Here is a 23,573-nt window from a genome sequence, read left to right as displayed (position 1 = left end):
CGGCCGCGCGCCGACCCCGAACAGAAGCAAGACTTCGGCGACAGGACAGTCACTCAGGGGATTGACACCCAACGGCCGATTACAGAAGCACTACATAATGAGAACGGTGTGGGGCCAGATCGGGAGGTCGCCTATGGCTGTTCGTACCGGAACTCACGCTGCAGATAGGCTGACCGGCACCGGTTCCGCAGACACGATCTACGGGTACGATCCTCATGCCAGGACCCCGGCCACAATGGCAGCCAGCGTGATCGTGTCCGGCCTGGAGAACCCCCTGTATCTCACCTCGGCGCCGGGCAACGCCAGGCACCTCTTCATCCTTGAAAAGCGCGGGCTGGTGAAGGTCCGGGCTGGTGAAGGTCTATGACACCAGCACGGGCCAGACCCTCGGGACCTCGTTCCTCAACGTGTCGTCTGATGTGCGAACCGACGGAGAGCAGGGACTCCTCGGCCTTGCCTTTGCTCCAGACTTCGCCAGCAGCCGGAAATTCTATGTCTATCTCAGCAACACCAGTGGCGACGTGGAGATCCGCGAGTACAAGACCTTGGCAGGCAACCCGCTGATTGCCGATACGTCCAGCATGCGGCTCATCAATCGCATCGATTTTCCATCCTCCACGAACCATCGCGGGGGATGGATCGGTTTCGGCCCTGACGGCTATCTCTATGTGGCAACCGGAGACGGGGCAAACGGAGCCAACTCGCAGAGCCTGGGTAACCAACTCGGCAAGATTCTCCGGCTCGATGTGAACGCCGATGCCTTCCCCGCCGATCCCGTCAGAAACTATGCCCTGCCGGCCGACAACCCCGCATCCATTGCCGGCATAGACGGCAGCGCGGTGGGAACAGGGATCTACGCAGCCGGCCTGCGCAATCCGTGGCGGGTGAGCTTCGACCGGCACACCGGTGAGATGTATATCGGGGATGTAGGCCAGAACACCTACGAGGAGATCAATCTTGGCAGGCCCGGCGCCAATTACGGATGGAGCGTCACGGAGGGGCCGTTCAACCCCGGAACATACCCCAATTATACGAACCCGATCCATGCCTATGATCATGATCGCGGCCAGTCAGTGACGGGCGGCTACGTCTACCGAGGACCCGAGCAGGATTTCCAGGGCACGTACTTCTTCTCGGACTTCGTCAGTCACAGGATCTGGTCTCTGCAACGGTCATCGGGTTCGTGGACATTTACGGATCTGACCGGGACCGTCTCCGTGGGCGGCGGTCCGATTGGTTCTGTTTCGTCGATGGGAGAAGATGCGTCCGGAAATCTCTATATCGTCGATTACGGGGGCAAGATCTTTCGCTTGGATCTCAAATCTGGATCAGGTCCTCATCCCGGCTCGGATGCGGCCGACATCCTGTACGGCCGGGGCGGGAACGACCGGATCTATGGCGGCGGTGGGAACGACACGCTTTATGGCGGCAGCGGCAGTGATATCCTCAGAGGCGGAGCCGGTGCCGATCTTCTGTTGGGCGGCAGCGGCTTCGATTATGCCGATTACCGCGATGCTTCAGGGCGCGTGATCCTTGACCTGTCGAAGACAACCCAGTCCGGCAGCGAGGCGTCCGGCGATCGTCTCTCAAGCATCCAGGGCGCATTCGGTGGTGCATTCAATGATGTTCTGAGGGGCTCAGCGAGCCACAACACGTTGCGGGGCGGTGCAGGGAACGACAGCCTGTCCGGCAATGCCGGTGATGACAGGCTTTATGGAGAGGCCAGCCGGGATACCATCTGGGGCAGCGCAGGAAAGGACTGGCTCTCCGGCGGACAGGAGGCGGACGTTTTTCGCTGGCTCTCCATTGGCACCGTTGGTTCTGCTCTCGATCGAGCAGACGTTGTGCGCGACTTCAGCTCGAGAGCCCATGACCGTCTCGATCTGACACGGATCGATGCCAACACGCTTCGCGACGGTAATCAGGCTTTCTCCTTCATCGGCAAGGGCGGCTTCACGGCGGCAGGTCAGATCCGGTATGAGGCGGTTGGATCGGAGGCCCGCGTTTTCCTGAACACCGATGCTGATCTCCAGGCGGAGGGCACCATCCGTCTCCTCGCCGTCCGCAGCTTGAAGGCCGGGGATTTCCTTTTGTAATCGGATGCTTCTGATGCATCCGGCTTCGCTGCGTCGCCGGTAAAACGCCGCGGCAGGACGCCCTGGCGATCGCCGCTGCACGACATATCTTAAGGTCTCCCGTTCAGAGCAAGAGATCTCACGATATGGCCGAGTCCGACCGCGAAGCGAACCGCTTCTCCGCGCGCGCCGCGCGTTATGCCCGCGTGGGGGCGAACATGGGCGGAGTGGCGGCCCGCATGGCGGGATCGCGCCTGTTCGGGGGTGATGATCGCGATGCTTCCAACGCGGCGGTGCTGGCGCAGGCCCTCGGCGGCCTGAAAGGGCCGATCATGAAGGTGGCGCAGCTGCTCGCCACCATCCCCGACCTCATTCCGCCGGAATACGCCGCCGAGCTGCAGAAGCTCCAGAGCGAGGCGCCGCCCATGGGGGCAGCCTTCGTGAAAAGGCGCATGCAGGCGGAGCTGGGGCCGCAATGGCAGAGCCGGTTCGGCTCCTTCGATCTCACCCCCTCGGCCGCCGCCTCCCTGGGCCAGGTGCACCGGGCCACCACGAAGGACGGCGAGGCGCTCGCCTGCAAGCTCCAGTATCCGGACATGCAATCCGCCGTGGAGGCGGATCTGAGCCAGCTCGAATGGGTTTTCGCCGTTCATCGCCGCATGGACCCGGCCATCGACACGCGGGAGATCGCCAAGGAGATCGGCGAGCGGGTGCGCGAGGAGCTCGATTACGAGCGCGAGGCCAAGCACGCGGCGCTCTATGCCCGGACCCTGTCCGACGTGAAGGAGGTCCGGGTGCCGCGGGTCCATCCCGAACTGTCCACCAAGCGACTCCTGTCCCTCGAATGGCTCGAAGGCGAGAAGATCTTGGGCTTCACCGAGGAGCCTGTCGAGATCCGCAACCGGCTGGCGGTGGCCATGTTCAAGGCCTGGTGGCACCCGTTCAGCCATGCGGCCGTGATCCACGGCGACCCGCACCTCGGCAATTACACGGTTTTCTCCGAGGACGGGGAGGCACGGGGCATCAACCTCCTGGATTACGGCTGCATCCGCATCTTCCACCCGCGCTTCGTCGGCGGCGTGGTCGACCTCTACCGGGGGCTCCTGACCGACGACCGCGCCCGCATCGTCCATGCCTACGAGACCTGGGGCTTCAAGAGCCTGTCGAACGAGCTGATCGACATCCTCAACATCTGGGCCCGTTTCATCTACGCCCCGCTGCTCGACGACCGGGTCCGCACTGTGGCCGATGGCGTCAAGCCCGGGGAATACGGCCGCCGGCAGGCCTTCGAGGTGCACAAGGCTCTCAAGGAGAAGGGACCCGTCACGGTGCCGCGCGAGTTCGTGTTCATGGACCGGGCTGCGGTGGGCTTGGGCGCGGTCTTCCTGCACCTGAAGGCCGAGTTGAACTACCACCACCTGTTCGAGAACGAGATCGAGCGGTTCTCCCTGGAAAACCTGGAGCGGAGACAGGGGGAGGTCCTGGCGGCTTCCGGTTTACCAAAACCCATGTAATGAGGTTGCATCTTTCGCCGTTCCGCTTTAGGGCATGACGGTAGGTAAGAGCATTTTCAGGCGAAGTGGATTCCGGTTCGCCGTGGAAAATGCGACCAGACAAGAACACTCGAAGCCTTTTGCGAGCCCCAGGGCTCGCAAAAGGCTTGAGGGGGCAGCCGATGAAGATCGCTTTCGTTCACCAGAACTTTCCGGGGCAATTCCTGCGCCTTTCCCGATCCTTCGCCGAAGAAGGGCATGAGGTCGTGGGGCTGGGAATGGTCAAGCAATGCTCCATTCCGGGCGTGAAGTACTTCTCCTATGATGCGGTGCCGGGGCCGGAGGATGCGCGCTTCCAGAACCGCTACTCCCCTGTGATTCCGCGCCTGCGCCGGGCCTATGGCGTCGCTCACAGGGCCAAGGCTCTCGCTGAGCAGGGCTTCGAGCCGGATGTGGTCGTGGTCAACACGGGCTGGGGCGAGAACCTGTTCCTGAAAGACATCTGGCCGAAGGCCAAGCACGTCGCCTATTTCGAGTATTACTACCATGCCAAGGGGCAGGATCTCGATTTCGATCCCGAGTTCCCGGTCACCAACGAGGAAGTGATCTGGCGCCTGCGCCTCAAGAACTCCATGCAGCTCGGCGCCCTGGATGCCGCCGATCTCGCGGTGGCGCCCACCCGCTACCAGCGCGACACCTTCCCGGACTACCTGCGCGACCGGCTCGCTATCATTCATGACGGCATCGACACGAAGCGCCTCGTCCCCGACCGGAATGTCCGGATCAGGCTCGGCCAGGACGGGCCGCCGCTCACCCGCAACAAGCCCGTTGTGACCTATGTCACGCGCAACATCGAGCCGATGCGGGGCGCCCACATCGTCTTCAAGAGCCTGCCCTACCTGCTCGACATCGATCCCGAACTCCGGGTGGTGATCATCGGCGGCAAGGGCACCAGCTATTCCGGCTCAGCTCCGGGCGGGCAGTCCTGGTTCGACGTGTTCAAGGCAAGGATCGAGCGTCCGGTGGACTGGTCCCGGGTCCATTTCGTCGGAAACCTGCCCTACGACCAGTTCGTGAAGGTGCTGCAGGTCTCCTCGGCCCATGTCTACATGACCTATCCCTTCGTGCTGTCCTGGTCGTCCATCGAATCCATGGCGCTCGAATGCCGGATCGTGGCCTCCGACACGGAGCCGGTGCGTGAGATCATTCAGGACGGGGTCAACGGCCGTCTCTTCCCCTTCTTCGACGAGAAGGCCCTGGCTGAGCGGGTGCGGGAGACTCTGGCCCAGACGGAGAAGTCCGCCGCCATGGCCGCAGAGGCCCGGAGAATCGCCGTTGCGAAATACGATTACGAAACGGTGTGCCTGCACCAATGGCGCGAATTCCTGGGGATCCAATAATTCCACGAAACATTGATAAAGTTTTCGCCGGGAGCCATTCGAAAGATTGCGGCTCCTCACCGCATGCGTTAAACGCAGCAATTAACACGTGACGCTCAAACAGGGCTTTGAATCATGGCCGATACAAAACATGCGCCGCATGGGGGCTATAGTCCGGATATGGACGGCCGCGCTCATGAAGCGACCTACAACGGATTCATTCAGTTTGCTGAAATCGCGACAGCTGTCGTCATCTGCCACGTCCTCGCGCTGGCCGTCGGCGGCATCAAGCACGCTTGGCTGACAGCGATCTTCGGCGTCGTCCTCTCCCTGGCCGCAGGCGGGCTTGGGGCCATGGCTCCGTCCATCGGAGTGCGGGCTCCCGCAGCGGTTGGCGTTCTTCTCCTCCTAGCGCTCGTCTTCTACTGAGCAGCGGGAGTTTCCACCATACGAGACAAGAGCTTGATCTCAAGCCGTTGACCAGATCGCAGGGGGGCTAAAATGCGGATTGCCGTTCTCTCCGAAACCGATGGAGCGGAGACCCGTGTTTCCGCCACCCCTGAGACGGTCAAGAAATACAAAACGCTCGGCGCGGACGTGGTCGTCCAGGCCGGTGCCGGCGCCAAGGCCGGCATCCCCGATGCCGAGTTCGAGGCCGCAGGCGCCTCGATGGCGGTGAGTGCCGCTGAGGCCCTCAAGGATGCCGACGTCATCCTGAAGGTCCGCCGCCCGGCCGAGGGCGAACTGTCCGGTGCCAAGCCCGGCGCCCTCGTGATCGCCATCATGGATCCCTACGGCCAGGACGCCGCTCTCAAGGCCTTGGCCGACGCCAAAGTTTCAGCCTTCTCCATGGAGCTGATGCCCCGCATCACCCGCGCGCAGGTGATGGACGTGCTGTCCTCCCAGGCCAATCTCGCGGGCTACCGGGCCGTTATCGATGCCACGGCCGAATACGGCCGCGCCATTCCGATGATGATGACCGCAGCCGGCACCGTGCCGGCGGCCCGCATCTTCGTCATGGGCGCGGGCGTCGCCGGCCTCCAGGCCGTTGCCACGGCCCGCCGCCTCGGCGCGGTGGTCACCGCCACGGACGTGCGCCCCGCCGCCAAGGAGCAGGTGGAGAGCCTAGGCGCCAAGTTCATTGCGGTCGAGGACGAGGAGTTCAAGCAGGCCGAGACCGCCGGCGGCTATGCCAAGGAAATGTCGGCCGAGTACCGGGCCAAGCAGGCCGAACTGGTCACATCCCATATCGCCAAGCAGGACATCGTCATCACCACGGCCCTGATCCCCGGCCGCCCAGCCCCCAAGCTCATCACCCGCGCTATGGTCGAATCCATGAAGCCGGGCTCGGTGATCGTGGATCTCGCGGTGGAGCGCGGCGGCAATGTGGAGCTGGCTCAGGCCGGACAGGTGGTGGACCATAACGGCGTGAAGATCGTGGGCCACCTCAACGTGCCCGGGCGCCTCGCCGCCACGGCGTCCAGCCTCTACGCGAAGAATCTCTATGCCTTCGTCGAGACGCTGGTGAACAAGGACACCAAGGAACTGGCCGTAAAATGGGACGACGAGCTGGTCAAGGCTACCTGCCTGACCCGTGACGGCGCCATCGTTCACACCGCCTTCCAGCCGACCGCTTAAACCGTCCAGGGGAGGACATCATGGCACTCACGCCCGAACAGGCTGTCGAGCAGGCCCGAGCGGCGGCCGAGGCCGCCCGCCGCGCCGCTGAATCGGCCCAGAGCATCGCCGATCAGCTGGCCGACACGGCAGGCCACGCGGCCGCGGCCGTCACCCACGGGGCGGTGGACCCCACGGTGTTTCGCCTGGCCATCTTCGTGCTGGCGATCTTCGTCGGCTATTACGTGGTCTGGCAGGTGACGCCGGCGCTGCATACGCCGCTCATGTCGGTGACCAACGCCATCTCGTCGGTGATCGTGGTGGGTGCCGTCCTGGCGGTGGGCGTCAACGTGGCCCCCAGCCTCGGCGAAGGGCCGATCTGGGCCCGGGCGCTCGGCTTCATCGGCCTGATCCTGGCGGCCATCAACATCTTCGGCGGCTTCCTGGTGACCCAGCGCATGCTCGCCATGTACCGCAAGAAGGGGTGAGGCGATGTCGGCCAATCTAGCCTCGATCCTCTATCTCGTTTCGGGTGTCCTGTTCATCCTGGCCCTCAGGGGCCTGTCGCACCCCACCACCTCCCGGCAGGGCAACCTCTACGGCATGGTGGGCATGGGGATCGCGATCCTCACCACCCTGTTCGTCTCGCCGCCGAACGGCTTCGGCGGCTGGGCGCTGGTGATCTTAGGGCTCGCCATCGGCGGCGGCATCGGCGCGGTGATCGCCCGACGCGTACCCATGACGGCGATGCCGCAGTTGGTCGCTGCCTTCCACTCCCTGGTGGGCTTGGCCGCCGTGCTGGTGGCGGCAGGCGCGCTCTATGCACCCCAGGCCTTCGGCATCGGCGCAAAAGGCACCATCCACGGCGGCTCGCTGTTCGAGATGGCTCTGGGTGTCGCCATCGGTGCCATTACCTTCACCGGCTCCGTGATCGCGTTTCTGAAGCTTGACGGCCGCATGTCCGGCAAGCCGATCATGTTGCCGAGCCGTCACCTCATCAACATCAGCCTCGGGCTCCTGCTGCTGGTGCTGCTCGTCGCCTTCATCCGCACCGAGAGCCACGCGGCCTTCTGGCTGATCGTGCTGGTTTCCTTCGTGCTCGGCGTCACGCTCATCATTCCCATCGGCGGCGCGGACATGCCGGTGGTGGTGTCGATGCTCAACTCCTATTCGGGCTGGGCGGCGGCGGGCATCGGCTTCACGCTGGGCAACCTCGCGCTCATTATTACCGGCGCGCTGGTGGGCTCCTCGGGCGCGATCCTGTCCTACATCATGTGCAAGGGCATGAACCGCTCCTTCATCTCCGTGATCCTCGGCGGATTCGGCGGCGAGACCGCCGGCGCGGCCGCCGGCGCGGTCGAGACGCGGCCGGTGAAGCAGGGCTCGGCGGACGATGCCGCCTTCATCATGAAGAACGCCTCCAAGGTCATCATCGTGCCAGGCTACGGCATGGCGGTGGCGCAGGCGCAGCATGCGCTGCGCGAAATGGCGGACGAACTGAAGGCGGAAGGCGTCGAGGTGAAGTACGCCATCCACCCGGTGGCGGGCCGCATGCCCGGCCACATGAACGTGCTGCTCGCCGAAGCCAATGTGCCCTACGACGAAGTGTTCGAGCTCGAGGACATCAACGGCGAGTTCGCCCAGGCCGATGTGGCCTTCGTGATCGGCGCCAACGACGTGACCAACCCGGCGGCCAAGACCGATCCGGCTTCGCCCATCTTCGGCATGCCGATCCTCGACGTGGAGCGCGCCAAAACCGTGCTGTTCATCAAGCGCGGCATGGGCTCGGGCTATGCGGGCGTGGAAAACGAGTTGTTCTTCCGAGACAACACCATGATGCTCTTCGGCGACGCCAAGAAGGTGGTCGACGAGGTTCTGAAGAACCTCTAGTCGGGTGGTCAGAGACGCGCTTCATGCCCGGCCTCGTGCCGGGCATTTTGTTTGGGATCGACCTCTCCCTTGTCATTCCGGGGCGCCGCAGGCGAGCCCGGAATCCATAACCGCTTATGATGCAGAACGAGGCCCAACGCTGAGGGCCTTCTCTTGAGCCGTCGTGTTTATGGATTCCGGGCTCTCGCTAACGCTCGCCCCGGAATGACAGTGGAACGGTGACGGAAAACGCGAAATCTGTTTTAACGCCGTTTCTGTTGCGCCAGACGGATCTCTCCATGCCCTCTATCACCCTTCGCACCGCTCTTCCTGCCGACCGGGGCACCGTCGTCGAGCTGATCCACCAGCTCAATGTCTTCGAGGCCGATCTCGTGGGCGACCGTCGGCGCGACTATCGGGCGGCCGAGGAATATTACGATGAGCTGATGCAACGCCTGTCCCGCCGCAATGGCCGCATCGTCCTGGCAGAGGCGGAGAGGGTCGTCGTTGCCGCGATGGGCTTCTCCCTCGACCAGGATGCGGCTTACGTGATCGACGATGTGCGCAACCACGGCACGGTCACCGATCTGATCGTGCATAACAATTGGCGTGGGCAGGGCATCGGCCAGTTGCTCCTGAACGAGGCCGAGCGCCTGACGAAAGAAGCCGGGCACAAGCGCCTCGTCATCGGGGCTCTCATGGCCAACGAGCGCGCCGAGCGCACCTACCGGGCCTTCGGCTTCGCGCCCTACGTGTCGGTTCTGTCGAAGGAGCTGTGAGGCGCAGGATACGCCTCCTCCCACGCCATCAGCACCGTCAGTTTCGGCCAGCGGGCGGGCCAATCCTTTGCCATGACCCGCTCGCGATAGACATCGATCTTGTGCCCGAAGACAATAGACGGTCGCACGATCAGGTTCACGAGGTCGCCGGCACCATAGGGCGCTATCAACTCCACCGTCCTTCCGGTTGATCGCGCCGCGACAGCGGTAGCGGTCTCCGCCCAATGGGCGACGGCATCGAGCGTGTTGCGGTAGGGCGCATCTCCATTGCGCAGGTGCATGCGCGCCTGGTTCTTCACCGACCAGGGGATGCCGGGCGCCAAGGCACGAAGCCGGCGCTCGATCCCGGCCTCCCGCTCCTTGCCGGTGTCATGGGGATCGAAGAACAGCACGTCCACATCGGCGAGCCGTGTCACGTCGATGGGTCGCCCATGCAGCACGTCCCAGACGCTGTTGCGGATGAAGCCTGCGCCGATCCAGGCATCGGGAAGCCCGAGGCTCTCCACATAGACAAGAAGCGCATGCGAGGCTGCATGCGCTTCGAGAAGCCGTTCGATGTCGGAGACCGTCCGCAGGGGAGGGGCGGGGTTCATGCCGCCACTCCAGAGAGCTTAGGAACGGAACAGGCCAGCGACACCGCCGCCCTGCAGGCGCGACGAGCCCTGGCGGGCGACGCTGTTGCTGTTGTCGATGGACAGTGCCCGCGTATAGCTCTCGAGCGCCTGGCTCCGGTCACCCTTGCGCTCCATGGCCACGCCGCGCCACGCCCAGGAATTGGCGTCCTTGGAATCGACGTTGAGGGCGGCGTTGAAGTCCTCGATGGCCTTGTCGTACTGGTTCGTCGCCACGAGGCTCTGGCCGCGGGCCGCATAGGGCGCGCCCACGAAGGGGTTGCGGTCGATGGTGGCGTCGAAGTCGAGGATCGCCTGCTGGTGCATGCCCTGGCGCTGATAGAGCAGGCCGCGGGAGTGAAGAGCCTCGGCCGATTCGGGCAGGAGGCGGGTGGCCATGTTCAGGTCGCTGAGGGCTTCCTGGAACTGGTTCTGCGCCCGGTAGAGATTGGCGCGGCCGATATAGGCCGGGCCGTAATTCGGATCGGCCTGGATCGCCCGGGAGAAGTCGGCGAGCGCCTGGTCGTTGCGGTTCGTCTGGCGCAGGGCCAGCGCCCGGTTGGTATAGGCCGGCGCATAGTTCGGATCGAGCTGCACCGCCTTGGTGAAGTCGGTCATCGCGCTGCTGTAGTTGCCCACGCGGGCATAGGCCGCGCCGCGGGTGTTGTAGGCGCTCGGGTCGTTGGGATTGCGCTGGATCACGTCCGACAGGGACGCGATGTTGACCGTGCTCGTGCCTTGCGTGTCCTCCTCCACCACGGCGATGCGCTGGGCAGGGCCGCTGCTCGTCGTTCCGCAGGCGGAGAGGCCAAGGGCAACAAGGGTCAGGCTCAAGGGGGCAAAACGGCGGATCGATGGGGCGAACACGTTCGTCTCCAGCTTCTTACTCGGTACCAGGAAGCGGCACTCTGGCGGGAAATCCTTAACAGCCGTGAAACAAGGCATCAAAAAGGCGTTTTGGAGGGGAGTTTGCCTCTAAGGCGGAGCATCGGGTCGCAGGAAGCAAGGCCCAGACATGCAAACAGCGCCCCGCTTGACGCGAAGGCGCTGGTTCACAACCGATAGGCCAAGCCCCGGAGGGCCTGAAAAGCTTAGCGGGTCGGGCGGGGCTTCGAAGGCAGAAGGCCTTCGCGCTGCATGCGCTTGCGGATCAGCTTGCGGGCGCGACGAACGGCCTCAGCCTTCTCGCGGGCCTTCTTCTCAGACGGCTTCTCGTAATGACCGCGAAGCTTCATCTCGCGGAAGATGCCCTCACGCTGCATCTTCTTCTTGAGAGCGCGGAGCGCCTGATCGACGTTGTTATCCCGGACAAGAACCTGCACGCGAATTCCTCGTATTTGAACCGTTTCGATTGTGATAAAAAACAAAGGAGGCGCGTCAGGCGCACCTCTATCTGGCCGGCGTCAGTATCAGAAGAAGCCTTGCCTGTCCAGGGTTGCCTCTCAAGAAAAGCGCCGGGCCAGAGAAACAACGGCCGGGTCCGAAAAAGGTTCAGTCCCGCTCCGGAAAGACCCTGGTCACATGTCCCATCTTGCGGCCGGCTCGCGCCTCGGCCTTGCCGTAGAGGTGCAGATGGGCTCCCGGTTCGGCCAGGATTTCCTCCCAGGCATCCGCATCGTGCCCGATCAAGTTCTTCATCTCGACCCGTCCGAGGCGGGCGGTGCTGCCGAGCGGCCAGCCGCAGACGGCCCGCACATGCTGCTCGAACTGCGAGGTCGCGGCGCCGCCCAGGGTCCAGTGTCCCGAATTGTGCACGCGCGGGGCGATCTCGTTCACCACGAGGCGCTCGCGCCCGCCTTCCGTGACCAGGAACATCTCGACGGCGAGCACGCCCACGTAATCCAAGGCATCCGCAATGGAGCGGGCAATGTGGACGGCCTGCTCCTCCGTGCCCCGCGAGACGCCCGCGGGGACCCGGGTGGTGTCCAGAATGTGGTGGCGGTGCTCGTTGGCGCACAGGTCGTAGGCCGCAAAGGCCCCGGAGGCGGTGCGGGCGGCGACCACGGAGACCTCCCGCTCGAAGGGAACGAAGCCTTCGATGATGGAGGAGGCGCGGCCAATCTCCGCCCAGGCGGCTGCGGGATCGATATCGGGCCGGATCATCACCTGCCCCTTGCCGTCATAGCCGAAGCGCCGGGTCTTGAGCACGGCGGGCCGGCCGATTCGCTCCAGCGCCTCGGCGAGCTCTGCCTCGTCCGAGAAGGTCGCGAATGGGGCAACGTCGATGCCGAGCCCTGAGATGAAGCTCTTTTCCAGGAACCGGTCCTGCGACACGGCCAGGGCCTGGGCATTGGGCGCCAGCAGGGTATGGGCGCTCAAGGTTGCAGCGGTCTCGCTCGGCACGTTCTCGAATTCATACGTGACCACGTCCACTGCCTTGGCGAAGCGCACCAAGTTCGCCTCATCCTCGTAAGCCGCGATGGTGCACTCGGCCGCCACCTCGAAGGCAGGGCTGTTCTCGTCCGGGGCATAGACATGGGTTCTGAGCCCCAGCTGGGCCGCCGCCATGGCGATCATGCGGCCGAGCTGGCCGCCGCCGAGAATGCCGAGGGTGCAGCCGGGGCGGATCATGCGCGTGTCAGCTTTCATCGGAGGGGCGCTCGGCCACGCTGTCGCTCTGGCGCGTGCGCCATGCGTCGAGGCGTTCGGCGAGTGCAGGATCGTGGAGGGCGAGCACGGCTGCGGCGAGGAGCGCCGCATTGACGGCGCCCGCCCGGCCGATCGCCAGGGTCCCGACCGGGATGCCGGCCGGCATCTGCACGATGGAGAGCAGGCTGTCCTGGCCCGAAAGAGCCTTGGATTCCACGGGCACGCCGAAGACAGGCAAGGGGGTCATGGCGGCGGTCATGCCGGGCAGGTGCGCCGCGCCTCCGGCACCCGCGATGATCACCTGGAAACCGTCGGCCTTGGCCTTCTTGGCGAAGGCATAGAGCCGGTCCGGGGTGCGGTGGGCGGAAACGATGCGGGCGTCGTAAGGAATGCCCAGCGCCGCCAGCGTCTCGGCGGCATGGCGCATGGTCGCCCAGTCGGACTGGCTGCCCATGATGATGGCAATGGGGGTTCCCGCCATGGCGTGGCTCCGGCTAGAGCATCGTGCGGAAAAGTGGACCCGGTTTTCCGCTCCGAACGACGCTCTCGATTATAGAGGAAGCATCGGATGGATCCAAAAAGTGCAAGTCCACTTTTGGGTCCGATGCTTTAGGCCTTGGACCTCCAGCCCGAATAGCGAAGGCTCCCCTGGCAGGCAAGGGCGATACAGGTTTAGGGGCAGGAATTCTCAGGCGATGATGTCGGGGGTGAGCTGGTCTTCCAGCCGGATGATCTGGTCCTTGAGGGCGAGTTTGCGCTTCTTCAGGCGCTGAACCTGCAGCTGGTCGCCGGCGACCATGCTCTCCAGGGCGTCGATGGCCATGTCGAGATCACGGTGTTCCTGCTTGAGGCGGGCCAATTCCGCTTCCATTTCAGCAAATTCGGTCATTCAAAATACCCAAAGCATCGGACCCAAAAGTGGTCTCCACTTTTGGGATTGATCCGATGCTCAATCCCTTAAGCGGCGCATCGTTGGGTGCGGAAAACCGGGTCCACTTTTCCGCACGATGCGCTAGAGCCAAGCCGTCTCGAGTGCCAGGCCAAGAGGGGCAGAAGTATGCTCTGCGGGTCTGTGGAGAGCAAGATCGCCCGAGCATCTTCTACTCTCGATTTCGCAAATTTTGCCTTCGACTCGCCACACTCTGGCTGCCACAATATCCGGGTCAGAGACACATAGGAGGAACTGACATGCCGCTGCAGAATCACCTGACGGAACTGGAACGGAAGCATCGGGCTCTCGAGCGTGAAATCCAGGACACCCTCAACCGACCCTCCGCAGATGACATGAGGCTGGCAGAACTCAAGCGAAAGAAGCTTCAGCTCAAAGATGAGATTTCTCGGCTGAGAAGCTCCGAATCGGCGGTGCACTAGCCGCGCGTATCCTCGACAATCCCTGATGAAGCCGTCGCATCATCCAGGAGCGGCGGCTTTTTCTTGGCCGCTTCTTCCGCGGCCGCTTCAGAGAAGCGCATTCGCCCCGTCATAGACGAGCTTGGCTCCCACGAAGACCAGAAGCACATAAACGGCCGTATAGAAGAGCTGGCCGGAGACGCGCCGCACCAGAAGCACTCCCGCCCAGGTGGAGGCGATCGCCACGGGAAACAGGGCGCCGGCGGTCGCCATGTTCTCGGCCGTGAACTGGCCCAGCGCCAGATAGGGCGGCACCTTGATCCAGTTGATCAGCGCGAACACGACCGCGCCCGTGCCGACGAGGACGTCCCGCGGCAGGCGCTGCGGCATCACGTAGATCTGGAAGGGCGGGCCGCCCGCATGGGCAATCATGCTGGTGAACCCGGTCACCCAGCCCCAGAACATGCCGCGCGGCACGTCGGCAGGCGTTGCCTTCGGCTCCCGTCCTCCGCGCTCCAGCACCAGGCGGCGGACCGCGAAGGCGATGGAGATCAGGCCCACGGCAAGCTTGATCGCCGCGTCCGACACCTGGGCCGCCAGGAGGTAGCCGGTGAGAATGCCCGAGATGGCGCCCACGACCAGGATGACCACGTTGCGCCGGTCCCAGGTGTAGCGATAGGCCCAGACCGAGACCACGTCCTGCACGATCAGGATCGGCAGGGTGATGGCCGCCGCCTGCACGGGCGAGACCACTAGGGCCATGAGCGGCAGGGAGAGCATCCCCAGGCCCGAGAATCCGCCCTTGGCGAGGCCCAGAAGCGTCACGGCGGGAATCGCCGCGGCATAGAAGAGAGGATCGGTAATCACACGGGAACTCGCCGAAAGCAGGACTCGCCGAAAGTCTCCGCTGACCACGACGCAACCGCCTGCTACCACAGCAGCCATTCGAAGTCTCATGCCGTGAACGCAACGGGGAAGCGCCATGTCATCGACCCAAAGCCGTTATCATGAGGTCTATGCCGGCTGGAAAGCCGATCCGGAAGGGTTCTGGGCCGAGGCCGCGCGCGAGATCGACTGGATCAAGCCAGCCGACAAGATCTTCGACGCCACATTGGGCGCCTATGGCACGTGGTTCACGGGAGCGGTCTGCAACACCTGCTACAATGCCGTCGACCGGCATGCGGCGACCCGCGGCGATCAGGCGGCGATCACCTACGACAGCCCCGTGACGAATTCGAAGCGCAGCATTTCCTATGCCGAGCTGCGCGACGAGGTGGCGACGCTTGCCGCCGTGCTGCAGGACATGGGTGTTCAAAAGGGTGACCGCGTCGTCATTTACATGCCGATGATCCCGGAGGCGGCCTTCGCCATGCTGGCCTGCGCCCGCATCGGCGCCATCCACTCGGTGGTGTTCGGCGGCTTTGCCGCGAAGGAACTCGCCACCCGCATCGATGACGCCAAGCCGAAGGTGATCCTCTCCGCTTCCTGCGGCATCGAGGGCGCCCGCACGATCCCCTATAAGCCGCTCCTGGACGAGGCGATCACGCTCTCAGCCTCGAAGCCCGATGCCTGTCTCGTCTACCAGCGGCCGCAATGCGAGGCCTCCCTTGTCGAGGGCCGCGACCTGGACTGGCAGAAGGCGGTCGCAGACGCCCGGCAGGCCGGCAAGCAGGCCGAGTGCGTGCCGGTCGCCTCCACCGATCCGCTCTACGTGCTCTACACCTCGGGCACGACCGGAAAACCCAAAGGCGTCGTGCGCGACAACGGCGGCTACATGGTCGCGCTGAAATGGTCCATGGGGAACTTCTTCGGCGTTCAACCGGGCGAGGTGTTCTGGGCGGCTTCCGACGTGGGCTGGGTGGTCGGCCATTCCTACATCGTCTACGGCCCGCTGCTCCATGGCTGCACGGCGATCCTCTACGAGGGCAAGCCCGTGGGCACGCCCGATGCCGGGGCCTATTGGCGGGTGATCGCCGACCACGGGGTCGTGACCCTGTTCACCGCGCCGACTGCCTTCCGGGCGATCAAGAAGGAGGATCCCGGTGCGGCGCTCCTGAAGCAGTACGATCTCTCGGCCTTCCGCGCCCTGTTCCTTGCCGGCGAGCGGGCCGATCCCGACACAGTGAAATGGGCCGAAGACATCCTGCAGGTTCCGGTCATCGACCATTGGTGGCAGACGGAGACCGGCTGGCCGGTGGTCGGCAATCCGCTGGGTTTAGGCGCGCTTCCGGTCAAGCACGGTTCGCCCACGGTGCCTTTGCCGGGCTACACGGTTGAGGTGCTGGACGAGGGCGGCAAGCCTGTCGCGCCCAGCACCATGGGCGCCATCGTCATCAAGCTGCCGCTCCCGCCCGGCGCCCTGCCGACCCTCTGGCAGGCGGAAGAGCGGTTCCGGGACGCCTATCTTTCCGTCTATCCCGGCTACTACAACACCTCGGATGCGGGCTACATCGACGAGGACGGCTATGTCTGGGTGATGGGCCGCACGGACGACATCATCAACGTGGCGGGCCACCGCCTCTCGACCGGCGGCATGGAGGAGGTCCTGGCCTCCCATCCGGCGGTTGCCGAATGCGCCGTCATCGGCGTGAAGGATGCGCTCAAGGGCGAAGTGCCCTGCGGCTTCGTGGTGCTGAAATCCGGCGTGCAGAAGACCCCTGAGGAGATTGAGAAGGATCTCATTGGCCTCGTGCGCGAAAAGATCGGGCCTGTGGCCGCCTTCAAGCTCGCCATCACCGTGCCGCGGCTGCCCAAGACCCGCTCCGGCAAGATCCTGCGCGGCACCATGAAGAAAATCGCCGACGGCGATCCCTGGACCACGCCGGCCACCATCGATGATCCGATCATCTTGGAGGAGATCGGGGAGGTGCTGAAGGCGAGGGGAGTGACGGGGTAAGGCTGCAGGCGTCATCCCGGACGGCGAAACCGATCCGGGATCAGGGGCGGAATAGAGCGCCGGAAGCTCAACGCTGTCATCCCCGCGCAGGCGGGGATCCATAAATGCCGACATCTCAGAATAGGGCGAACCGCGTTGCGCCTCTTGCTGCATCGTCAGCGGTTATGGATCCCGGGCTCTGCTCCGCAGCCCCGGGATGACAATGCTAGACTGGTTTACGCGATACTGGATCTGCGCTGCGCTTCGTCCGGGATGACCACAGGGCACAAACGAAAAGGCCCGGATCGCTCCGGGCCTTTTGCTTGAACCTTATTCCTCGTCTTCGTCGTCGCGCTTGAGCGTCTTGAGCTTGGCGAAGACGGAGTTGACGTCGATGGCCTCTTCCTCGACCGGCTTCGGGCGGCTCATGTCGGCGAAGGGGTCGGCGGGCCGCTCGGGCGCCGTGGAGACTTCCGCCGGCATCAGGGTGCCGCCATGCTCCTGGGCTTCTACCTGCGGACGGTCCTTGGCGGCGCGCTGCACCTCGAAATCGAGATCGATCTGCGAGCACAGGCCGAGCGTCACCGGGTCCATGGGGGTGAGGCTCGCGGAGTTCCAGTGGGTGCGCTCGCGAACCTGCTGGATCGTGGTCTTGGTGGTGCCCACCAGCCGCATGATCTGCGCGTCCTTGAGCTCCGGGTGGTTGCGCACGAGCCAGAGGATCGCGTTCGGACGGTCGTGGCGGCGCGACACGGGCGTGTAGCGCGGACCCTTCTTGACGCGCTTCTGCTCCGGCAGCTTCACGCGGGATTCAGCGAGGCGGAGGCGGTGGTTCGTGTCCCCTTGCGCCTTCTCGATCTCTTCGCGGGTCAGCTGGCCCATGCTGATGGGGTCGGCACCCTTGATGCCCGCCGCCACTTCACCGTCGGCAATGCCCTTCACCTCGAGCGGGTGGAGCTTGCAGAAGTCGGCGATCTGATCGAACGACAGCGATGTATTCTCGACGAGCCAAACGGCCGTCGCCTTCGGCATCAGCGGTCCCTGGGACATGTAAGCGAACCTCCTTCAGGCCGGGCGCCGGACATTTCGGCGCCGCGCGGCAAAACTCTCTTGCGCTCCGAACCGGTGCGGACCGGAGCATCTCGTCTCACGATGTGAGGGAAACGGGGTGATTATAGGGATCGTGCCGCGATGTTGCAAACTTTTGAGCATCGGACCGGGAAATTGGTTTCAGATTGTCCGGTCCGACGCTCCGCCCTGTCGCTAGAGCCTCAAGACGATCTTCCCGATATGCTCGCCCCCGTCCATGCGGGCATGGGCCTTGACCACGTCCTCGAAGGCAAAGGTTGAGTCCATCACGGGCCGGCAGCGTCCCTGGGCGAGAAGCGGCCAGACCTTGTCCTCGAGCGCGCGGGCGATGACTGCCTTTTCCGCCGGCGAACGGGGCCGCAGGGTCGAACCCGTGTGGGTGAGCCGCTTGACCATGAGCCGGCGGAAATCGACCTCGACCTTGGGGTTTTGCAGGAAGGCGATCTGCACGATCCGCCCGTCCTGGGCCGCCGCGTCGTAGTTCCGGGTGATGTAGTCGCCGCCCACCATGTCGAGGATCAGGTCCGCCCCCCGGCCGCCGGTGGCCTCCTTCACGGCCGCCACGAAGTCCTGGCTTCGGTAATTGACCGCCACGTCGGCCCCGAGACGCAGGCAGGCGTCGCATTTGTCCCGGGTTCCGGCCGTGGCAATGACCGTGGTCCCGAAGGCCTTGGCGAGCTGGATCGCCGTGGTGCCGATGCCCGAGGTGCCGCCATGGACCAGGAAGGTCTCGCCGGCCTGGAGGCGGCCCCGGTCGAACACGTTGGTCCAGACGGTGAAATAGGTTTCCGGAATCGCCCCGGCCTCCTCGTAGGAGAGGCCTGGAGGAACCGGCAGGGCATTGCTCTCGTGCACGACCGCATATTCCGCATAGCCCCCGCCCGGCACCAGAGCCATGACGGGCTCGCCGACAGAGAAACGCCCTGCGCTGGGACCTACGGCCACCACCTCGCCGGCGACTTCGAGCCCGAGGATATCCGGTGCTCCGGGCGGCGGCGGATAGCCGCCCTGGCGCTGGATCACGTCGGGGCGGTTCACGCCCGCCGCCTTCACGCGCACCAGGATTTCACCGTCTCCGGGCCGGGGGACGGGGCGCTGCACGACCTTGAGGACCTCGGGTCCGCCGCTTCCTTCCGCGACGACGGCGCGCATCATGTCCGGAATCTGCCCCATTTTTCCCTCCTTTGGTCAACAAGCTCCCGGGATATAGGCCCCGTTGGCAAGGAATACATGTCGAACTAACCTCACGACCAACCTTGAAGAGGAGAATGCCATGGCCCTCGATCCTTTCGCCGATGAACCGCGGCGCATCGTCAGCGGACACGAAATCGGCCAGGACCTGTCGATGCTCTCCATCGACGAGCTTGATGAGCGTGTCGAGATGCTCGAGCGGGAGATTTCCCGCCTCAAGGAGGCGAGGGCCAAGAAGGAAAACTCCATGGCTGCCGCGAGCGCCTTCTTCAAGCTCGGGCAGGCCTGAGGGCATTTAACTGCGCATTAACCATTCTCAAGCATGAATACGGCATCCAGGTCTCTCCCTGGATGTCGAGTGGCTTAGAGGCCCACTCTGTTTGACGCTTCCCTGTTAGACTTCAAGAGCCGCCAAGAGCGGCTCAATTTTTTAGTGCATCGGACCAAAAAGTGGATCTGCACTTTTGGGATCCATCCGATGCATTTTACCTTGCGCGGTTTTGGCGCGAAAAACCGGAACCGCTTTTCCGCCCGATGCGCCGGCTTAACCTTAAGAAGAGGTTACCGAGGCAAGTCTGCGCGGACCGTCCTATAATCCTCTCATCAGTTGCAGCCCTCCGCTCCCGGCGGGGGACAGGTCTTTGGGAGAGACGCGTGAACGAGCCCGACGTGATCCAGCTTGGTGTCGATCCTGTCCGGTTCGGGCAGAGCTTCGTGGGGTCCGATGCTTTCCGAGCCCTGTTCCAGGAAGGCATGGAGCTGATCGAGGAAACGGCCGCCTATCTGGACGGTCCGGGCCGGGAGGAATCCCGTCACCTGGAGCGCCAGACGAGTCTCGTCTATGCCAGCGAGAGCATGCGGCTCACCACCCGCCTGATGCAGGTCGCCTCCTGGCTCCTGCTGCAGCGTGCGGTGGCTGAAGGGGAGATCTCCCCCGATCAGGCTCAGACCGAGAAGAACAGGGTCCGGCTGAACTCGCCGGACACCAAAACGAGCATCGAAGACTATGAGGCTCTTCCGGAGCGCCTGCGGGATCTGATCGGCCTCGCGACCCGCCTCCACGCCCGGATCCTCCATCTGGAGCGCCTGATCGCCGAGGCAGGATCTGCTCCCCAGACGGCCTCCGCCAATCCTGTGGCCGCCCAGCTGGGCATGCTGCAAAAGGTTTTCGGGTCGGCGGAGTAAGAATAGAGCGCTTCGCGCCTCCTCAGGATGAGGTTGCTGGAAGTCCTGCCAGCAACGAAAAAGCCCCGCCGAAGCGGGGCTTTTTGTATTCCGGGTGAAACAACCTGCGCGAGGCGCCCGGTTACTTCTTGGCGCCGAGGCCCAGGCCGGCGAACTTCGAGTTGAAGCGCGACACGCGGCCGCCGCGGTCGAGCAGCTGCTGCGAACCGCCGGTCCAGGCCGGGTGGGTGCTCGGGTCAATGTCGAGGTTGAGGGTGTCGCCCTCTTTGCCGTAGGTCGACCGGGTCTGATATTCGGTGCCGTTGGTCAGGACCACTTTGATGAAGTGGTAATCGGGATGTTCGGTTGCTTTGCGCGCCATTGCCATAGTCCTTCTCGCGGCCAGCCAAGTCTGGTCAGCCCGCAATGTGAGATCGAGCCTGAATTGATGAATGCGCGCCTATACCTCACTTAAGGGGTTGAAACAAGCCGGAGCAAAGGTGCTAAACCGTCCCAGAGCACTTTTCAGTGAGGTGAGCCCGGTTCGCTCCCGGAAATTGAGACAGCTCAAGAGAAAAGGCTTGCTTCCATGCCATTGGAAACAGCCCAACCCGCGAATTTTCGTCAACGAAGGCTGACATGGCCGATTTGCCCTCCGACCCGTCCCGCTCCAAGGCCGCGCTCAGCGCTCTGAAACCGCTCATCCCCTACGGTCTCGCTTACAAGGGCAGGATCGCCGCAGCGCTGGCGGCCCTCATTCTGGCCTCCGCGGCCACGCTCATCGTTCCCATCGCCGTTCGCCGGGTGATCGATTTCGGCTTCTCGGACCAGGGCCGCGACTACATTAATGCCTATTTCCTCCTCCTGATCGGGGTTGTGGGCATGCTCGCCCTGGCCAGCGCGTTCCGCTATTACTGCGTCATCACCCTGGGCGAGCGGGTGGTGGCGGACCTGCGCTCCGCCGTGTTCCGGCACCTGACCTCCCTCGATCCGGCTTTCTTCGATCAGACCAAGAGCGGCGAGATCGTCTCGCGGCTCACCGCCGACACCACCCAAGTCAAGGCGGCCTTCGGGGTCAGCATCTCGATCGCGCTGCGCAACCTTTTCCTGTTTCTGGGCGCAACGGTGCTCATGATCGTCACGAGCCCGAAGCTCTCGGCCCTCGTGCTGCTTGCCATCCCGGTCATCATCCTGCCGCTCGTGTTTTCGGGCCGCGCCGTGCGGCGGCGGTCGCGGGCGGCGCAGGATCGCCTCGCCGACGCCTCGGCCTATGCGGCGGAAGCCGTTGGGGCCGTGCGCACCATGCAGGCCTTCGGCATGGAACGGGCCACCGCGTCCAACTTCGCCGCCGCCGCCGAGGAGGCGTTCAGTGCGGCCCGGCTCTCCACCACCATGCGGGCCTTTCTGACGGGCGCGGGCCTCTTCCTGGTTTCGGCCAGCGTGGTGGCGGTGCTCTGGTACGGCGCGCAGGACGTGCTGGCCGGCACCATGACGGGCGGGCGGCTGTCACAGTTCGTGCTCTACGCGGTCTTCGCCGCAAGCTCTCTCGGCCAGCTCTCGGAGGTCTATGGCGAACTCGCGCAAGCCGCCGGCGCGGCGGAGCGATTGGGGGAGATCCTCGCCGCCAAGCCCGCCATCGAAGCACCACGCAACCCGAAGCCCCTGCCGAACCCGCCGCGGGGCACGGTGGCGTTCAAGGACGTGCATTTCGCCTATCCGACCCGCTCTGAACAGCGGGCTCTTCATGGCCTGAATCTCACCGTGAGTTCCGGCGAAAGGGTTGCCATCGTGGGACCTTCGGGCGCCGGCAAGAGCACGATCCTGCAACTGCTCCTGCGCTTCTACGATCCGCAGGGGGGTACGATCTGGGTCGATGGGGTGCCCATCAACGAGGCCGATCCCGTCGCTTTACGCGCCCGCATGGCCCTCGTGCCGCAGGAGCCGACGATCTTCGCCACGAGCGTTCTCGACAACATCCGGTACGGCAAGCCCGAGGCTACGGAGGACGACGTGCGCCGCGCGGCCGAACTCGCCTCCGCCGACGGGTTCATCCGGGCCCTGCCGCAGGGCTACCGGACTCTGATCGGCGAACGCGGCGTGACGCTCTCCGGCGGCCAGCGCCAGCGCCTCGCCATCGCCCGCGCCATCCTTAAGGACGCCCCGATCCTGCTCCTCGACGAGGCCACCTCCGCACTGGATGCGGAGAGCGAGCGCAAGGTGCAAGGCGCCCTCGACCGGCTCATGGAAGGCCGCACCACGCTGGTCATCGCCCACCGCCTCGCCACCGTGCGCTCCGCCGATCGGATCCTCGTCATGGACCAGGGCCGGATCGTCGAGGAGGGAACCCACGAGGCCCTGATCGCCCAGAGCGGCCTCTATGCGCGGCTCGCGCGGCTGCAGTTCACCGGAGAGCAGGGGCACAGCGAGGCTGCGGAGTAGGCAGCGTCGGCGACAGGATTTCTTACTGAGACGTCTGACATCCGGCCGCCTGCCCCCATCCGACTGAAAGGCAATGACTGCGTCAGGTGCTGAAGGGACGAGTTCATCAGTATTCAGGTGAATACAAGAAGTTCACGTGTGAACAATTACATACGTACTATTTCGTAAAGAATATATTCAACCCAGTTTTGTGCTTCTACTTAATCTATCGTTCACTTCTGTGATCGATGGTCGCTCTGCCTGGATACTGTGCGTCGTGGGGGCGCGCGCTTCCCGCGGCGATGCGGGCGGGCCTCTGAAAGACAATGCGTTTTCTCAATAATCTCAAGCTGATCGTCAAACTGGCTATCCCGGCAGCGATCTTCGTGGCCATTGCAATTGGCCTGGTGATGATCGCAAAGAACGGTTTGGATTCTCTCTCGGCGGATACCAAGGAACTGGCTGACGTCGACGCGGCCCGCCTGACAACGATCCTCAAGATCAATGCCGAGGTGAACGAAGCGAGCATTCAGGAAAAGAACCTGATCCTCTATACCTTGGCCGATTCCGAAAAGATGAAGAGCGCCGAGAAGGTGTATCAGCAGTACAGGGCGCTCGTCCTGCAGCATGCTGATGAACTCGTCGCATTGTCCGGCACGGCAGAACGGCGCGTCATCAACGAAACCGTCAAGGCGACTGTTTCCACTTACTTCACCCTGTTGGACAAGAGCGTTGCCCATGCCGTGAAGGATGAGGATGCGGCCGCTCTCCAGATCTCCAACGGCGAGGGACGTGATGCGCGCATCAAGGTCCGGAACCTCCTGAGCGAGCGTGTCGATGCTAACCAGAAGGCCCTCATCGCCGCTGGAGCTGAAGCCGAAGCGCTGGCCGGATCCACGTCCACAACCCTCATGGCCTCATCCGCCATCGGCATTCTCCTGGCGATTGCCCTTCTCGGTTCCATTGTCATCTTCGCCGTTGCGCGTCCTCTTGGTGCGATGACGGGAGCGATGGGCCGGTTGGCTGATGGCGATCTGGACGTGAGCGTCACGGGCACGGAGCGGAAGGACGAGG

At 64.0% G+C, this 23,573-nt stretch carries 25 protein-coding genes; 15 read left to right on the top strand and 10 right to left on the bottom strand.

Features of this window, described 5'->3' with window-relative positions:
• The first annotated feature begins 133 nt into the window (after nt 1-133).
• The 9 genes from JQC81_RS27775 to JQC81_RS27735 all read left to right on the top strand — a co-directional run bounded on the left by JQC81_RS27775 (nt 134) and on the right by JQC81_RS27735 (nt 9,212).
• Nucleotides 134-367, top strand: a complete 234-nt coding sequence (locus JQC81_RS27775; protein ID WP_203275030.1) for a hypothetical protein — start codon at nt 134-136, stop codon at nt 365-367.
• Nucleotides 354-2,096, top strand: a complete 1,743-nt coding sequence (locus JQC81_RS27770) for a PQQ-dependent sugar dehydrogenase (protein ID WP_203275029.1) — start codon at nt 354-356, stop codon at nt 2,094-2,096. The genes JQC81_RS27775 and JQC81_RS27770 overlap by 14 nt, the downstream gene beginning before the upstream one ends.
• Nucleotides 2,097-2,221: 125 nt before the next feature.
• Complete coding sequence (locus tag JQC81_RS27765; protein ID WP_203275028.1) at nt 2,222-3,589, top strand: ABC1 kinase family protein; 1,368 nt, start codon at nt 2,222-2,224, stop codon at nt 3,587-3,589.
• A 161-nt stretch (nt 3,590-3,750) separates the two neighbouring features.
• Complete coding sequence (locus JQC81_RS27760; protein WP_203275027.1) at nt 3,751-4,968, top strand: glycosyltransferase; 1,218 nt, start codon at nt 3,751-3,753, stop codon at nt 4,966-4,968.
• 114 nt (nt 4,969-5,082) lie between these two features.
• The gene (locus JQC81_RS27755; RefSeq protein WP_036355020.1) at nt 5,083-5,376 is read left to right on the top strand and encodes an aa3-type cytochrome c oxidase subunit IV; all 294 of its coding nucleotides are present in this window, start codon (nt 5,083-5,085) and stop codon (nt 5,374-5,376) included.
• Between the two features lie 72 nt (nt 5,377-5,448).
• A complete protein-coding gene (locus tag JQC81_RS27750; protein WP_203275026.1) occupies nt 5,449-6,585 on the top strand; it encodes a Re/Si-specific NAD(P)(+) transhydrogenase subunit alpha in 1,137 nt (378 codons plus the stop codon).
• Nucleotides 6,586-6,605: 20 nt separating this feature from the next.
• Complete coding sequence (locus JQC81_RS27745; protein ID WP_203275025.1) at nt 6,606-7,052, top strand: proton-translocating transhydrogenase family protein; 447 nt, start codon at nt 6,606-6,608, stop codon at nt 7,050-7,052.
• 4 nt (nt 7,053-7,056) lie between these two features.
• A complete protein-coding gene (locus JQC81_RS27740; RefSeq protein WP_203275024.1) occupies nt 7,057-8,454 on the top strand; it encodes an NAD(P)(+) transhydrogenase (Re/Si-specific) subunit beta in 1,398 nt (465 codons plus the stop codon).
• Nucleotides 8,455-8,732: 278 nt separating this feature from the next.
• Nucleotides 8,733-9,212, top strand: a complete 480-nt coding sequence (locus JQC81_RS27735) for a GNAT family N-acetyltransferase (protein WP_203275023.1) — start codon at nt 8,733-8,735, stop codon at nt 9,210-9,212.
• Here JQC81_RS27735 and JQC81_RS27730 read toward each other — a convergent pair.
• The 6 genes from JQC81_RS27730 to JQC81_RS27705 form a co-directional block, all read right to left on the bottom strand.
• A complete protein-coding gene (locus JQC81_RS27730) occupies nt 9,182-9,805 on the bottom strand; it encodes a nucleotidyltransferase family protein (protein WP_203275022.1) in 624 nt (207 codons plus the stop codon). The two genes, JQC81_RS27735 and JQC81_RS27730, sit on opposite strands and share 31 nt — an antisense overlap.
• 18 nt (nt 9,806-9,823) lie before the next feature.
• Nucleotides 9,824-10,690, bottom strand: a complete 867-nt coding sequence (locus tag JQC81_RS27725; protein ID WP_203275021.1) for a tetratricopeptide repeat protein — start codon at nt 10,688-10,690, stop codon at nt 9,824-9,826.
• Between the two features lie 224 nt (nt 10,691-10,914).
• Complete coding sequence (gene rpsU, locus JQC81_RS34025) at nt 10,915-11,145, bottom strand: 30S ribosomal protein S21 (RefSeq protein ID WP_009763401.1); 231 nt, start codon at nt 11,143-11,145, stop codon at nt 10,915-10,917.
• A gap of 169 nt (nt 11,146-11,314) precedes the next feature.
• A complete protein-coding gene (locus JQC81_RS27715; RefSeq protein WP_246520703.1) occupies nt 11,315-12,412 on the bottom strand; it encodes a 5-(carboxyamino)imidazole ribonucleotide synthase in 1,098 nt (365 codons plus the stop codon).
• Complete coding sequence (purE, locus tag JQC81_RS27710; RefSeq protein WP_203275020.1) at nt 12,402-12,893, bottom strand: 5-(carboxyamino)imidazole ribonucleotide mutase; 492 nt, start codon at nt 12,891-12,893, stop codon at nt 12,402-12,404. The genes JQC81_RS27715 and purE overlap by 11 nt, the downstream gene beginning before the upstream one ends.
• Before the next feature lie 207 nt (nt 12,894-13,100).
• Complete coding sequence (locus JQC81_RS27705; protein WP_203275019.1) at nt 13,101-13,301, bottom strand: YdcH family protein; 201 nt, start codon at nt 13,299-13,301, stop codon at nt 13,101-13,103.
• Between the two features lie 299 nt (nt 13,302-13,600).
• Here JQC81_RS27705 and JQC81_RS27700 point away from each other — a divergent pair, with 299 nt between their 5' ends.
• Nucleotides 13,601-13,783: a YdcH family protein gene (locus JQC81_RS27700; protein WP_203275018.1), complete on the top strand. Its 183-nt coding sequence runs from the start codon at nt 13,601-13,603 to the stop codon at nt 13,781-13,783.
• A gap of 87 nt (nt 13,784-13,870) precedes the next feature.
• Here the strand turns inward: JQC81_RS27700 and JQC81_RS27695 are convergent, their stop codons facing one another.
• The gene (locus tag JQC81_RS27695; protein ID WP_210347293.1) at nt 13,871-14,707 is read right to left on the bottom strand and encodes a sulfite exporter TauE/SafE family protein; all 837 of its coding nucleotides are present in this window, start codon (nt 14,705-14,707) and stop codon (nt 13,871-13,873) included.
• Between the two features lie 37 nt (nt 14,708-14,744).
• On the opposite strand from JQC81_RS27695, the gene JQC81_RS27690 reads away from it, so the two are divergent.
• A complete protein-coding gene (locus JQC81_RS27690; protein ID WP_203275017.1) occupies nt 14,745-16,658 on the top strand; it encodes a propionyl-CoA synthetase in 1,914 nt (637 codons plus the stop codon).
• Between the two features lie 309 nt (nt 16,659-16,967).
• On the opposite strand, the gene JQC81_RS27685 is transcribed toward JQC81_RS27690, so the two are convergent.
• The gene (locus JQC81_RS27685; RefSeq protein WP_203275016.1) at nt 16,968-17,687 is read right to left on the bottom strand and encodes a DUF1013 domain-containing protein; all 720 of its coding nucleotides are present in this window, start codon (nt 17,685-17,687) and stop codon (nt 16,968-16,970) included.
• 213 nt (nt 17,688-17,900) lie between these two features.
• Nucleotides 17,901-18,899 carry an NAD(P)H-quinone oxidoreductase gene (locus tag JQC81_RS27680; protein ID WP_203275015.1) on the bottom strand — a complete coding sequence of 333 codons (999 nt, stop codon included), beginning with the start codon at nt 18,897-18,899 and terminating at the stop codon, nt 17,901-17,903.
• 100 nt (nt 18,900-18,999) lie between these two features.
• Here JQC81_RS27680 and JQC81_RS27675 point away from each other — a divergent pair, with 100 nt between their 5' ends.
• A complete protein-coding gene (locus JQC81_RS27675; RefSeq protein ID WP_203275014.1) occupies nt 19,000-19,206 on the top strand; it encodes a DUF1192 domain-containing protein in 207 nt (68 codons plus the stop codon).
• 365 nt (nt 19,207-19,571) lie between these two features.
• Nucleotides 19,572-20,102 carry a protease adaptor protein RcdA gene (rcdA, locus tag JQC81_RS27670; RefSeq protein WP_312887597.1) on the top strand — a complete coding sequence of 177 codons (531 nt, stop codon included), beginning with the start codon at nt 19,572-19,574 and terminating at the stop codon, nt 20,100-20,102.
• A gap of 121 nt (nt 20,103-20,223) precedes the next feature.
• Here the strand turns inward: rcdA and rpmE are convergent, their stop codons facing one another.
• Nucleotides 20,224-20,463: a 50S ribosomal protein L31 gene (gene rpmE / locus JQC81_RS27665; protein ID WP_203275012.1), complete on the bottom strand. Its 240-nt coding sequence runs from the start codon at nt 20,461-20,463 to the stop codon at nt 20,224-20,226.
• Nucleotides 20,464-20,720: 257 nt separating this feature from the next.
• Here rpmE and JQC81_RS27660 point away from each other — a divergent pair, with 257 nt between their 5' ends.
• A complete protein-coding gene (locus JQC81_RS27660) occupies nt 20,721-22,520 on the top strand; it encodes an ABC transporter transmembrane domain-containing protein (protein ID WP_203275011.1) in 1,800 nt (599 codons plus the stop codon).
• Nucleotides 22,521-22,825: 305 nt separating this feature from the next.
• Nucleotides 22,826-23,573 (top strand): HAMP domain-containing protein (locus tag JQC81_RS27655; protein ID WP_203275010.1); only part of this gene is annotated, 748 nt, incomplete at its 3' end.

Origin of the sequence: Microvirga arabica (assembly GCF_016811235.1) — a bacterium.
GTDB lineage: Bacteria > Pseudomonadota > Alphaproteobacteria > Rhizobiales > Beijerinckiaceae > Microvirga > Microvirga arabica.
This window is presented reverse-complemented; position numbering and strand designations above follow the sequence as displayed.